Source organism: Methylobacterium sp. J-026, from assembly GCF_022829585.1.
Classification (GTDB): Bacteria; Pseudomonadota; Alphaproteobacteria; order Rhizobiales; family Beijerinckiaceae; genus Methylobacterium.
The window spans coordinates 1-12,096 of the sequence record NZ_JAKSYC010000057.1 but is presented as its reverse complement, the minus strand read 5'-3'; the positions used below and the strand labels follow the sequence as shown (position 1 = coordinate 12,096).

Annotated in this window: 16 protein-coding genes; 2 read left to right on the top strand and 14 right to left on the bottom strand. The window is 66.6% G+C overall.

What is annotated here, in order from left to right; translation table 11 throughout:
- The 4 genes from MKK69_RS04340 to MKK69_RS04325 form a co-directional block, all read right to left on the bottom strand.
- The gene (locus tag MKK69_RS04340; protein ID WP_243966196.1) at window positions 1-795 is read right to left on the bottom strand and encodes a GntR family transcriptional regulator; all 795 of its coding nucleotides are present in this window, start codon (window positions 793-795) and stop codon (window positions 1-3) included.
- Between the two features lie 316 nt (window positions 796-1,111).
- Window positions 1,112-2,032 carry a DUF4238 domain-containing protein gene (locus MKK69_RS04335; protein ID WP_243966192.1) on the bottom strand — a complete coding sequence of 307 codons (921 nt, stop codon included), beginning with the start codon at window positions 2,030-2,032 and terminating at the stop codon, window positions 1,112-1,114.
- On the bottom strand, window positions 2,025-2,792 hold the full coding sequence (locus tag MKK69_RS04330) for a TIGR02391 family protein (RefSeq protein WP_243966190.1): 768 nt from the start codon (window positions 2,790-2,792) through the stop codon (window positions 2,025-2,027). The genes MKK69_RS04335 and MKK69_RS04330 overlap by 8 nt, the downstream gene beginning before the upstream one ends.
- 148 nt (window positions 2,793-2,940) lie before the next feature.
- Complete coding sequence (locus tag MKK69_RS04325) at window positions 2,941-3,462, bottom strand: transcriptional regulator (RefSeq protein ID WP_243966188.1); 522 nt, start codon at window positions 3,460-3,462, stop codon at window positions 2,941-2,943.
- Window positions 3,463-3,584: 122 nt separating this feature from the next.
- Here MKK69_RS04325 and MKK69_RS04320 point away from each other — a divergent pair, with 122 nt between their 5' ends.
- Together MKK69_RS04320 and MKK69_RS04315 are read left to right on the top strand one after the other, a co-directional pair.
- On the top strand, window positions 3,585-4,013 hold the full coding sequence (locus MKK69_RS04320; RefSeq protein ID WP_243966180.1) for a hypothetical protein: 429 nt from the start codon (window positions 3,585-3,587) through the stop codon (window positions 4,011-4,013).
- The gene (locus MKK69_RS04315; RefSeq protein ID WP_243966178.1) at window positions 4,006-4,332 is read left to right on the top strand and encodes an HU family DNA-binding protein; all 327 of its coding nucleotides are present in this window, start codon (window positions 4,006-4,008) and stop codon (window positions 4,330-4,332) included. The genes MKK69_RS04320 and MKK69_RS04315 overlap by 8 nt, the downstream gene beginning before the upstream one ends.
- 15 nt (window positions 4,333-4,347) lie before the next feature.
- Here the strand turns inward: MKK69_RS04315 and MKK69_RS31170 are convergent, their stop codons facing one another.
- The 10 genes from MKK69_RS31170 to MKK69_RS04265 all read right to left on the bottom strand — a co-directional run.
- The gene (locus MKK69_RS31170) at window positions 4,348-5,145 is read right to left on the bottom strand and encodes an energy transducer TonB (protein ID WP_243966176.1); all 798 of its coding nucleotides are present in this window, start codon (window positions 5,143-5,145) and stop codon (window positions 4,348-4,350) included.
- The gene (gene exbD / locus MKK69_RS04305) at window positions 5,142-5,627 is read right to left on the bottom strand and encodes a TonB system transport protein ExbD (RefSeq protein WP_243966173.1); all 486 of its coding nucleotides are present in this window, start codon (window positions 5,625-5,627) and stop codon (window positions 5,142-5,144) included. The genes MKK69_RS31170 and exbD overlap by 4 nt, the downstream gene beginning before the upstream one ends.
- Before the next feature lie 12 nt (window positions 5,628-5,639).
- Window positions 5,640-6,620, bottom strand: coding sequence for a tonB-system energizer ExbB (gene exbB / locus MKK69_RS04300; RefSeq protein ID WP_409564776.1), 981 nt, complete (start codon window positions 6,618-6,620; stop codon window positions 5,640-5,642).
- The gene (locus MKK69_RS04295; protein WP_243966159.1) at window positions 6,617-7,300 is read right to left on the bottom strand and encodes a Fe2+-dependent dioxygenase; all 684 of its coding nucleotides are present in this window, start codon (window positions 7,298-7,300) and stop codon (window positions 6,617-6,619) included. The genes exbB and MKK69_RS04295 overlap by 4 nt, the downstream gene beginning before the upstream one ends.
- Window positions 7,301-7,303: 3 nt before the next feature.
- On the bottom strand, window positions 7,304-9,778 hold the full coding sequence (locus MKK69_RS04290) for a TonB-dependent receptor (protein WP_409564778.1): 2,475 nt from the start codon (window positions 9,776-9,778) through the stop codon (window positions 7,304-7,306).
- Between the two features lie 404 nt (window positions 9,779-10,182).
- Window positions 10,183-10,422, bottom strand: coding sequence for a hypothetical protein (locus MKK69_RS04285; protein ID WP_243966155.1), 240 nt, complete (start codon window positions 10,420-10,422; stop codon window positions 10,183-10,185).
- An 80-nt stretch (window positions 10,423-10,502) separates the two neighbouring features.
- A complete protein-coding gene (locus MKK69_RS04280; protein ID WP_243966152.1) occupies window positions 10,503-10,760 on the bottom strand; it encodes a hypothetical protein in 258 nt (85 codons plus the stop codon).
- A 125-nt stretch (window positions 10,761-10,885) separates the two neighbouring features.
- Window positions 10,886-11,428, bottom strand: a complete 543-nt coding sequence (locus MKK69_RS04275) for a hypothetical protein (protein ID WP_243966150.1) — start codon at window positions 11,426-11,428, stop codon at window positions 10,886-10,888.
- Window positions 11,429-11,527: 99 nt separating this feature from the next.
- Complete coding sequence (locus MKK69_RS04270) at window positions 11,528-11,809, bottom strand: hypothetical protein (protein ID WP_243966142.1); 282 nt, start codon at window positions 11,807-11,809, stop codon at window positions 11,528-11,530.
- Between the two features lie 88 nt (window positions 11,810-11,897).
- Window positions 11,898-12,096, bottom strand: a 199-nt coding sequence (locus MKK69_RS04265) for a hypothetical protein (RefSeq protein ID WP_243966134.1), incomplete at its 5' end; no start/stop codon positions are given.

Sequence of the window (12,096 nt, the reverse complement as noted above, 5' to 3'; positions counted from 1 at the left end):
TCACCGCATGGCTCGACCGCCTCCACCACCCGCGCGGATTCTCGCACGGTCTGATCGTTCGAGGTCGCCCGCTGCCCCTCGGCAGCCCTTTTTCGGTTCCGTTTTCCTCGATTCTGACAGGACTAGAACTTCAGTAGGCGTGCGCTGCGGGGATTTGCACCCTCCTCCCTGAGGGACGGATCCCTTCCGGGCCAAGCGCAGCCAGGCGGTCCACTCAGCCGAGACGATCCGGACGATGTTCGGCAGGTTGCGAAACCCCGTGACGGGCCGCTCCTCGACCGTGACAAGCCCGAGCTTGCGGGCCTCCCGGATGGCGTTGCGCACGGTAGTCTCGGACACGCCGACGATCGCCGCGATGTGCCCAACCGCCAACCGGCAGTCGCCCCGACGCGCGGTCTCGGCAGCGACCAGTGCGAGCACGCCTTGCTCGGCATGGGTGAACTTGGCGGCGAGACCGAGCGGCATGCGACCAGAGGCTGCCCAGCGGCGGCGGCGCTCCAGCGAGCCATCCGTGCGCGGGCGCGAGCCGACCGACCTCCTGGGGCGGCCCTGGCGTTCCTGAGGAGCAGGCCGCCCGGTATGGACCTCAGTCGCATCCGGCGTTGGGCGGGCTGCGTGCGGCATTCGGCGCAAGGCCGGCGCGTCCGTGCGCGCCTCGATCAACCCGGACAGGGCCTCGGCCTCGGCTTCCGAGACCCTCCCTTCCCCGAACGCGCGCCACAGCAGCGCAGTCACTTGCGGCAAGGTGATTCGGTCGGCCGCCTCGATCGCGCGGCGGATCTCGTCTGCAAACATCGTCCGTCGGCCCTTCTCGGGCCGCAACGAGCCGTTCCGGGCCGCCGCAGGGGCGATCCGGTCCACAGGCAAAGCCTCATCGTCGCGGGAATTGGCGTTCCCGCTTGACGCCCGGGGCGTCGGCATGGCTTGTGGAGGTTGGATGGACGGCCCCACAGGCCACTCTCGATTTCGACGGGCTTCCGGTTTGGCGACCGGGGGCCCGTTGGCTTTTCAGGGGTCGACTTGCGGCGGCATGGTCTCCTGATGGTGCCGGCGACTCGCGCGAGGCGATGCGTAGCCGGACACGGCATGTCGGCCGGCGTGAACCGTTAAGTCAATGTCGAGGCGGGACCAGCCTCGACTTGAGGTGTCGGCGGGCGAAGGAAGCGACGAGATCCCGTGAGGCCGACGCGACCACGGTGCTCTGCGCGGCAATCACGCTATTGATCTTCCGGACCGCCTCATCCGGCAGGTGACGCAGATGCTCCTGAGCGCGGCTGCCGAACGACAGCACGGCCACATCGCTCGCGATCGGCAGCCATGCCTCGGCGCCGGGGTCGGCCAAGCCGTTCCTCCGGGAGGTCAAGCCGAGGAAACGAGCGAACGGGTTGCTGCCTAGGAGGAAGCTGCGGTCACCGCTGCCGACCACGCCCACCGACAGGCCTCGTTCCAGCATGACAGCAGTGGAGCGCGCGAGCGGTTGGGCAACGTTTCGAGCGAACAGGTTGGCCCGGGTCCGGGAGGCGAGGCGCCCGCTGATGAGGTCGGCGCGCTCCTCGTCGCTCGCCGGGCCGTACCGCTCCTCCCACTGGCGGAACAAGGTGGCGACGTCAGCCGCCACCTGTTGCGGTGGCGTTACCGAGTCGAAGAAGTCGGGGGCTCGCCTGAGTTGCGCAATCAAGAAGTCGACTAGGATCCCCCGATCCGCCGTGGACGGACGGTGCAGCCGCCCGCCGCGCGCCTCCGCAACAAGCCGCTTGAGGATAGGCTCGGTGCGTCCCTCACTCGCCGACAGCAGCGTCTCTGATGATGTGTCGCGTGACCCGTCCGTGCCGACGAAGGTATAGAGGTGCCATTCTCGGAACAGGCGGGCGATCGGCTTGCGCTCGACGCCCCGCTCGGGGTGGCGCTTGTCGAATGACCACAGATGCAGGTCGGGCCCAGCGAAGCGCCGCTGCGTCATCTCGGGGATGTAGTGGTGCCGCTTGGCCCTCCCCCGCTGCGGGCGTGCTGGACCGCCCGCCGCCTCAGCCATCGCGTCGCGCCGCGGCCCGCGCATCCACGATCCGCAGCAGATGGTTCGCGAGCATGATGATCTCGGCCGCCTCGTCTGGATCGTCGAGCGCCACGTGCCGGTGCGACTGCGGGTTTTTATAGGACCCGATCGCGCCCGCGAAGAGGTTGGCCCGCGCCTCGCGCTCAGCCGGCTCGGCCGCCATGTCCGTCAGCGGGCCCGTGCTGGCGTCGAACGCGCGCCGCATCAGGTGGGTGCCGACGTCGCGGGCGGGCAGGCTCGCGGCCGCCCGCGTGCGCGCCTCGACGGCCTTCATGGCCTCGAACACAGCGGTGTCGTACCGGCCGCCGTGGAAATTCGACCACACGACTTCACGGATGGCGGGGTGCAAGTTGTCCTTCGGCAGCAGGCGCGCGGTGAGCGCAAGGCGTGGCTCCGCCGCGAGGCGCTGCCCGCGGCGGCTGATCTCTCGGACCTCGACGCTCGGCATGTTTCGGTCGCCGAGGGAGGGCACGAGGAGCCCCTGACCCTCAAGCCAGGCCCAAGCCTCGATCACTGCTTTGCCAACCTCGTAGGCGTGGCCCGGGTGGGGGCCGTCGCGGTAGGCGCGCCGATCGAAGGCGTACACGGCTGGATAGTTCGCCTCCATCAGACCGCGCAGGCTGAGCGAGCGCCCCTGCATGGCGTCGCGGTGGAGTAGGGCCAACAACCGGAGGGCCAGCTCGTCGACATCCATCGCAAGCAAACCATCGGCCGACGGTGCGATTTCTCCGATGTTCATGGCGCCGCCGCGAGCTTGAGCCGCGCAGCGCGGATGAGGGCACGGCCCGCTCCGCGAACAACCCGCATCACTGGTCGCATTCCGCCCTTGCCATGGTCAGCTCCTCCCCCAGCGTATCACCCGGCCCACCCCCCCCCCCGAGGTAAGTTCAGCAGAACTTCTCGCGCGTCTCAGTGTCGATGCACGTGTCCTGGTACATCTGGTCGACGTAGGCGACGAAGGCGTCCCGCCCTCGCTCTAGCGCCGTGACGATCGTCCGCGGGGCCCGATCGTCCTCGGCGACAGACACGACGAGGCTCCCGCCGTCACGCCTGACGTTGAACGAGAGGTTGCCGTAGGCGTCCCCCTCCAGGCGCTTCGACCCGATCCAGTAGCCGATCCCGACGCCGGCTGGCGCTCCGCCGGCGCCTGTCCAGAACGGGGCGATGGACGCCACCTTGAACCGGGTCGGCCGCAGATTTTCGGCGTGCTGCAGCACCTGGATAACGGTCGCCCCGTCCGCGGTCGCGCGCCCCTCCACCGCCGCGATCCAACGTCGCTCTTCGGCATCCGACAGGATATCCGGCTTCCACCCAGGCGGCGGCGCGGATGTCTCGGGGGCGGCATGCAGCCCCCCTCCGTCGAGGAGGAGCGATATGGCCGCTACGGCCAGCGCGAGACCGTACTTCATCGGCATCCCGTGGTTGCCCGCCGGCCCGTTATGAGGGCGCCGACGGGGCGAGGCTAGACCGGGGCGAGCGCTCGTCACTACCCCGGCTTCCATCGCGGGGGCCTTGCGTGAGATACTGGGCCATGCCGCTCGTCCCCGCCGTCGTCGTGCTCTTCGCGCTGGTGAGCTTCCTGTGGTTCGGCGCCAGCTTCGTCGTCCTCGCCCAGGGGATCGTCGTGGGAGTCGCGAAGGACCAGGTCCACGAGCTCTACGGCTACGGCGTCGCTGCGCTGCAGGCCGCCGTGGTGGCAGGCTGGATCTGGGCCCTCGTCGCCAGCATCCGGGCTCGCTCGCCCGTGAACGGTACGGTGCAGGTCATGTGCGCCGCGACCGCCGCCGCGCAGGTGGCCATCGTGCTCACGACCGTCGCGCTCATCGGCCGGTGGATCCCGGGCGGGCGAGCGAACCTGCTCCTCGGGCACGCCGCCATCGGCGCGCTTCTCGCGGTCCAGGTCGGCCAATCCCAGAAGCGGCGGCGGCCGCCGCGGGGACCGTCACCCGCGCATGATTAGGTCCGAACTCGTCGTCCGCATCGCGGAGCAGAACCCGCACCTGTACGCCAAGGATGTCGAGGCGGTGGTCGACGTCATCCTCGATCGCATCGTCGCTGCGCTGGCGGACGGCGACCGGGTCGAGCTGCGCGACTTCGGCACGTTCGCTACGCGGGAGATGTGCCCCCGCATGGGTCGCAACCCGCGCACGGGCCAGAGCGTCGTCGTCGTGGCCAAGCGGAACGTCCAGTTCAAGCCGGGTAAGGCCATGCGGGCGCGGCTGAACCTGAGGCCGAAGGACCAAGTGCGCGAGGTGGAGCGACTACTGCGGGCTTCGTGACATTGCCTGCAGTATCTACTTTTTCGCTCGAAACACGACCGGAATGGAGAAGATAAGCCCCTCGTCTGCGACCAGTGGCGGCGGCGGCGGTACCGGATCAGAACGCTTCATCATGGCCAATGCCGCATCATCTAGTGCGACGTCGCCCGAGCCCTTCACTACGGTAGCCGACACTACCCGCCCAAGACGATCCAGCATGAACGTCACCATCACCTGGCCGGTCGGACGCCGCACTCCGCCAGGGTAGCGCTTGTGCCTTTCGAGATGGGCCAGAAGCTGCTTCTGCCACGTAGTGCGAATGCGCCGCGCGCTCTCGCCGGTCCCCAGGACTGGAGCGGTCGAGTGTGGCGCCTCTTTCATCGTCTCCGAAGTCGGCGCAGCTGCAGCCTCGGATGCAACTGACTCCATCGACGGGCTAGTCTCGACCGCCTTGACCTTGGTCTCGTCCTCTTGCGGTTTGCGCGTCGCATCAGGCGAGACGATCCGGTCCGGATCCTCCGTCTCAGTCGGCACGGCCTTGGGCAGTTCGGTCGGGTCGTCGACGGCTTTCTGTTGCACCACAGCCGGCGCAGCGGTGGCGTCGTCTGCCTCAGGACCGGCGGGGAGGTCGGTAGGCTCGTGCCGTACCGCCATCATCTCTAGGCCGATCTCCAGGGCATTCGCGCCGAGGTCGTCCGCCTCGTCGGGCGGCGTGTAGGTCACGGCCAGCACGATCCCGCTCGCGTGGAGGCCAAGCACGAAGGCGCCAGCTGCGAGCCAAAGCGGCCAGCGGCGCCCGGCGAGCCCGTATTCGAGGCGCGCCTCGCCTGTCACGGTTTTAGCGGTGGCAAGGCCTGCGTCCCGTCCCTCACCTCTCCCGCCGACCCGCCGGGCAAACCCTCCAGAGCGACGAGAGCGACCTTGAGGTAGCCACCTGCGCGCAGGATCTCCAGGACATCCATCAGCTCACCGTAAGGCACCGCGCGGTCGGCGCGCAGAAAGATGCGACGCTCCTTGTTGGGATCGCCCTGCGCGTCGAGGACCTTGGCCAGATCGATCCGCTTGACCTGTGCCTCGCCGACCGCAACCGCCAGATCCGCCTTGATCGTGACGTAGGTCGGCTTGTCAGGCTTCTTCTGCGGGACGGCGCTGGAAGAAGGCAGGTCGATCGGCAGGTCGACCGTCGAGAGTGGGGCGGCGATCATGAATATGATCAGCAGAACGAGCATCACGTCGATGAACGGCGTGACGTTGATCTCGTGCGCCTCGCCGAACTCGTCGCCGTCATCCTCGTCGCCGCCCAGTGCGATGGCCATGACCGTCCCCGCTCACTCGGCCGCGCGGGCGAGCGGCGCATGACGCCCGCCCGCGAAGCCGTGGTCCAGGTCACGCGACAGCAACCGCATCGTGACTCCCGAGGCGCGTTGGATGAGGTCGCCGTAGCCACGGGTCGCCCGGGCGAAATGGTTGTAGATGATCACCGCCGGGATCGCCGCGCCGAGCCCGATGGCAGTGGCGAGCAGCGCCTCGGCTATGCCGGGGGCCACCACCGCGAGGTTGGTGGTCTGCGCCTTCGAGATGCCGATGAAGCTGTTCATGATTCCCCAGACGGTGCCGAACAGTCCGACGAACGGCGAGATCGCACCGATCGTGGCGAGCGCCCCCATCCCGCGTCGGGCGGTGCGCCCTTCTGCCTTGACGATCTCCGAGCAGCGCGAGACAGCCCGCTCCCTGATGCCGTCCGGTGGGCCGCGCGAGATCCGCATCTCGTCGGCGACCGCCGCGACCAGCCTATCGAGTACCGTGCGGCCGGCGAGCGTCTCCCCGGCCTCGGTCAGCGAGCCGGCGCTGGCGATGCGACCCAGGGCGTGGGTGAGCGCGCGGCGGGCGAGCCCCAGCTCGATCGACTTGGCCACCAAGATCGTCCAGGTAATCACCGAGGCGAGCGCCAGCCCGGCCATCACGATTTTCACCAGGATGTCGGCGTTCAGGAACATCGACCACGGCGACAACTCGTGACCGGCGGGTGCCGCGACCCGGACGGCCACCCGTTGTGGCAGATCCGGCGCCGATTGGACTTCGGTCGGCGGGACCTGCTCAAGGGGAAGTCCCGTCTCGGACGGGTGCATGGGGTGCGGCGTCGCGGAAACGGCTGGCGCAGCCGCAGTTGGCGTGGGGGTACCTGGCGACTGCGCGAGTGCCGGCCCTGATATGAGCCAAAGCGCGGCCAGCAGTATGCGGCCCACGTGGGCGACGATGGACGCTCGGCCCACTGCCACCCGGTCCATCGACTCTCGGTGTCCGGTCATACCTCGGCCCAGGTCCGAATGAGGTTGTGGTAGATGCCCGTCAGCCTGACCACTTCGGTGTGGTCACGACCGAGCTCCGCGACGAGGCCCTGGATCGCAGTGTCCAGATCGTAGATCAGGCTGCGGGCCTGGGGGCTCCGGACCATGCTCTGAAGCCAGAAAAATGAGGCCACCCGCGTACCCCGGGTGACCGGCGTGACCATGTGCAGGCTTGAGGCCGGGTACAGGACAAGGTCGCCGGCGGCCAGCTTCACTTCCTGCGAACCGTAGTAGTCCTCGGCTACGAGCTCACCGCCGTCGTAGGTGTCCGGCTCTGCAAGGAACAGGGTCACCGATAAGTCGGTACGGATGCGCATTCCCGTCGCCGGATCGCCGCGCACGGCGTTGTCGACATGGATGCCGAAATGATGCCCCTCGCCGTAGCGGTTAAACAACGGCGGGAAGATGTGAAGGGGGATCGCGGCGGAGACGAACAGGGGGTTGGCCAGCAGTGCCTTGACGATCCGATCGCCCAGATGACGAGCGGGTTCGCCGTTCGGCGGAAGCTGCTCGTTGCGCTTGACCATGGCCGATTGGGATCCCGCCGTCGAGCGACCGTCCTCCCATTCGGCGGCGTCCATGATACGGCGGAAGTCGGCGACCTCCGCCTTGCTCAGGATTTCTGGGATGCAGATCAACATCGGTCAGAACTTCGTCTGCGCGATGAGGTACACTGCCCGGCCAGGGGCGATGAATGCGAACGGGGCGTCGCTGCGGTAAAATGCGTCGTAGTAGCGGCGATCGAGAAGGTTCTGAGCGTAAAGCTTGACGTTTAAATTCTCATTGACTTTGTATTCTAGGAAGGCGTCGAAGCGCCAATACGACGGCAAGACGTTGGCGTTGGCAGCGAGAGTTCCGCCCGAGATGCGAGAGTTGTTGATCGCCTGCGCGCCGAATTCGAGCCACGGCGTGATCCTGTACTTGGACAGCATGCTGAACGAGCGATGGGCGATGTTGGCCAGCCGGTTGCCGATCACCGTGGGGTCGCCCGACCGGGTGACCTTGGTGTCCATCGCCACATAGCCGCCGAACACGCTCCAATCGTCGGTGATCTTGCCGGCGACCTCCAGGTCGACGCCCTCGACCCGGTATGCCGCATCGGCCGCGATGAATTGAGCGGCACCGGTGCCGAGCGTCTCGCGAGCGTTCTCCTTGAGTGTGCGGAACACGGCGAAAGTGGCAAGGAGGCGACGGTCGAACAGCTCGGCCTTCACGCCGACTTCGTCGGCGGTGTTCTGCTCGGGCTTGAAGACTTGGTTGCCGGTGAAGGTCGCGCTGAGGCCGCCATAGGCCGAGCCGGAGGCGTCAAGCTCGGCCCCGACCGGGTTCGACGAGGTAGCATGAGCACCGTAGACGCTCAGCCAAGGCTGCGGCTTCAGCGTCAGGCCAATGTTGTAGTTCAAGTTACCAGAATGGACGCTGGCTGAGCTCGTGCCCTGGGTCGACGAGATATTGTAGTCGTCGTAGCGGACACCGCCATTCAGCAGGACGAGATCCTGATAGTTCATCGTCTCGATGAGGTATCCGGCCTTCGTATCGACGGGGATATAAGCCGGATTTCCAGTCAGATATGGCTTTGTGCTGAAAGGTAAAAGGTTGGGCGGTGCTAAGATATTGATGCCAGCCAAGCTACCCGTGCCACTGAAGATACCCGTTGTCCCGAGGTTCGAATTTTCGGAACGCAGGCCAGCGTAAGTGTCGCGACTGACGGCCTCGCGGCTGAACTCGGTACCCAGGACCGCCGTATGCAGGATCGGACCGGTCGCGAACTTGAAGGTCGCGTCGGTGGTGTCGGCCACGACGTCGACGGTCTGATAGCGGCTCTGTGGGTTGAGGCTCAGCGTCGTGCCATAGAGGTTGCCATTGCCCGGGATGACTGGCCGCTCCGGTAAGGTGCCAACATAATCGAGTACCGAGTGCCCAGCCCGGAAGCGGTTTGTGATCTTGAAGTCCTCGCTCGGCGCATACTCCGACACCAGTGTGCCGATGTCCTGCTGCACGCGATAGAAGTCGCGATTGACGAAGCCGTAGTAGGTGTCGCGTGGGACGATGCTTTCGGTGAACGGGCGTCGCGACTGAACGTTGAACGGCACGCCGAAATCCGGAAGGCTGTTCAGATCCGTGTGAAAGTAGTTGGCGTTGAACGTCCAGCCGTCGGCCGGCTTGAGCGTGACAGCGACGGCAGCTCCATTGCGATCATCGAAGACGTACTTGCGGCCCGCGACGTTCGCCTCCTGGTACAGGCCATTCACGCGGATCGCGAGAGCTGGGCTGACGACCTGATTGAGGTCGAGCGTGACGCGTCGGGTGTTATCGGTCCCGAGTTGCCCCTCCGATTTGTAGAAGTCGCCGAACGTCGTCGCCTGCTTTGTAACGATGTTGACAGCACCGCCCGCGGTGCCGCGGCCCGCGAAGCTCGATGCCGGCCCGCGCAAGATCTCGATCTGCTCGGTGAAGAAGTTCTCGCGCACGCTGACGGACGGATCGCGGATGCCGTCGACAAACACGTCGTTGCGCGCATCGAAGCCGCGAATGAAGAAGCGGTCGCCGAAGGCGTTGCCCCCCTCGCCCGTACCGAGCGTTACGCCGGCGGTCGTGCGGGCGATCTCGCGGAAGCTGGTCGCATTCTTATCGTCGATCACCTGTCGCGTCAGCACGGTGATCGACTTGGGCGTGTCGAGGATCGGCTGTGTAAAGCGCGGTGAGGCGACGTTGAGCGCTTGGTAAGGCGAGCTCGGGTTGGCGTAGGGATCTCGGCTCGGATCACCGATGCCCTGGGCCGGAGCACCAGCCCCCGTCGCCGTGCCGGAGCTTGGAGCCGGGGCAACAATTGGAGGTGAAGTAACGCGCCGTTGCGTTCGAACAGCCTGTCGGAGGGCGGTACGGGCTTTGACCTGCGCTTGGCTCGGCTTCGGCGCCGGTGGACGAGGCCGGGCTATAGGTGCATCCACAGTCATCGGAGGCAGCGCTGTAGCAGGCCCAGACTGTGCTTCCGCGCTGCCGACAGACCCCGCTGCCGCACATGCTAAGCCTAGCGCTCCCCTCGATGTAGAGAACGTCGGTTTACGGCCGCATATCGGATGTTGGCGCAGTGATGTCGGAACACGCGACTGACGCAGCACAGTATTCTTGCCTCCAATCACCAGCGTTTGCAACGACCGGTGATAGACCAGCGTGAAAACCACCCGTCTATTTGAGTCAAGAATTCAACATTAGAACTATAATAAGAAGCGAGTGCTAAACCGCGCTAAAGGCGTTGTTTCGTAGCTTCGCCAGTTTGTATCTATTACAAATAACAACTGACAAACTATTGATGCGTAAAAAAACCATTGCGATAACAGTGCGTTACGAGCAGCACCACAACATCCGGCGACCGGCGGACGAGCGACCATGGGGCACTGTCACATGACAGCAACAATTCACAGTCCTGTGCGCGGTCCGTAGCAGGCATACGGATTAACAGCTCAGGTCCGTCGTCCACGAGGCCCGCCGAACCATTCGACCTGCCTGATCCACTGGGCATTTAATCCTGGCTCGGCGGCTTCATGAGCGAGAATAGTTCGTCAATCGCGCCGAGGGCCTGGGCGCGCATCGCTGCCTCATCGTCAGATCCGGCTATTCGGATACCGCGCACGACTGCCTGGATCTCATCGCGGAACTCCGTGAGGAACCCCACGGGGTCACGCTTCTCTCCTGCCATGCGGGCGATGACTCCGGTGAGCAGGATCTGCAACCCAAGCATGCGGCCGTTGAGTTCGTTCACGGCATCTCTCCTCAAGCCGCTTTGCCCTGGGCAGAGCCGGCGTCGCCGCGGGGCAACGCAAGCCTCCAGTCATCTTTCCTCTATGCCAGTTCGAGTAAGTCGAGGAGCGCCACCCCAGCCGCCGCGAGCAGGTTGCCCCGGCCGCCCCAGCGCAGGGGCTCGACGTGGATCACGGTCGCCTCGGCCGGCACCTCCGGCAGCACGGTCTCCAGCGTCTCGGCCTCGCGGTCCTGATCGTTGCCGCGCAACCAAGTGATCTGCGAGCCGGTGGCGTTCTCGGGGGCCGCCAGGGATGGTTCCGCGTCCCCGGCGTCCTCCAGATCGGTATCCCCGTCCATGCGGTCCAGAACCGCGATGATGCGATCCGCAGCGTCGAGGGCGGAGATAGCTGAGAATTGGATATGCGACCGGCGCCACTCGCGTGACCGCCAGTCGCTTTCGCCTCGAAGGCGGATCTGAGAATTCAAGCGGCGGCAGAGGCTTCGACCCGCGCCCATTCAGGGAGGCGGCCGGGAAGGGCGAGCAACGCTGTCTCTCGGGTCTCGAACTCTGGCTCGTCACCGAAGCCAAGGAAACTGGCCGGCAGGGTGATGCCGGTCAGGATGACGAGCGCGCGGGCAGCGCGGGCATACTCGCGGTCGCTATCACCGCGGAACTGCATCCTGCCCTCGGCATCGATCGCCATGACTAGCGCCAGCGTCGCCAGCCCATCACGAGTGGTCGGTGTCGGCGCCTCGATCACCTCCGACACGAGGCGGCGCAGCCGGGTTTCGACCTTGAGGGCCGCACGATAGGACGGCGTGCCGAGGTCGTCCTCGTGCTCAAAGATCGGACGCACGTCCTGCGCCTCGGTGTAGGCCGTCAGCAGGGCGGTTCGGGTATCGGACTGCGGCGCGGCCGGGGTCCGACGGACCCGTGTGAGGGCGGCGCTCAGCGCAGCGGTGCGCTCAGCGAGCGAGACACGCAGGGTCGGGGTGGTGCGGGCGGTGGCGAAGGCATGGGACATCGATCGAGCTCCCGTGGAGGTTCGTGAGGGTACGCAGGTGAAGGGGATGGAAGGCTCAGCGCGCCGTGGCGCATCCGGCCCGGTCGGGTGCGGGCTGGGTCAGAGGAGCGTTGCGAGGCCGGTGAGCACCATGCCCCCGCCCACGATGACGAAGGCGGCCAGCAGCTCGGCGCCGACGTCGAGGAAGCGCAGGCTGCGGCTGTACGCGGTGTCGGGCCGGACGGGCGCCACGGCCTGCCAGGGCTCGATCTCGCCGGGCACGGGTTCGTTCGGCAGGTTGAGGTAGCGACCGTCGGCCGAGAGGCGGCGGCGGCCGGTGCGCGGGCTGTCGCTACGGGCTGGGACGGGCTGGCTGAAATTCGGGATGCGGGCATAGGTCATCGTTCGGGCTCCGGTGAGGGCTCGTGGCGGTGGGTCGGTGGTGGTGAAGGGGGTGCGAGCCGGGGCTCAGCCCGGCATGGTCAGGGGATCAGTGAGCGGCGGCGCGGCGGGCGGCCTTGGCGACCTGCCAGGCGGCCTTGAGGGCGGAGGACATCGCCTCGCGGCGGGAGACGCCGCAGCGCTCCATGATGCCGGGGGCGGCCTTGCAGGCGGCGGCCATGATGGCGGCGCGGTCGTACTGGCCGGCGGTGGCGAGGGGACGGGTGCGGGCGCCGAACTGGATGAGG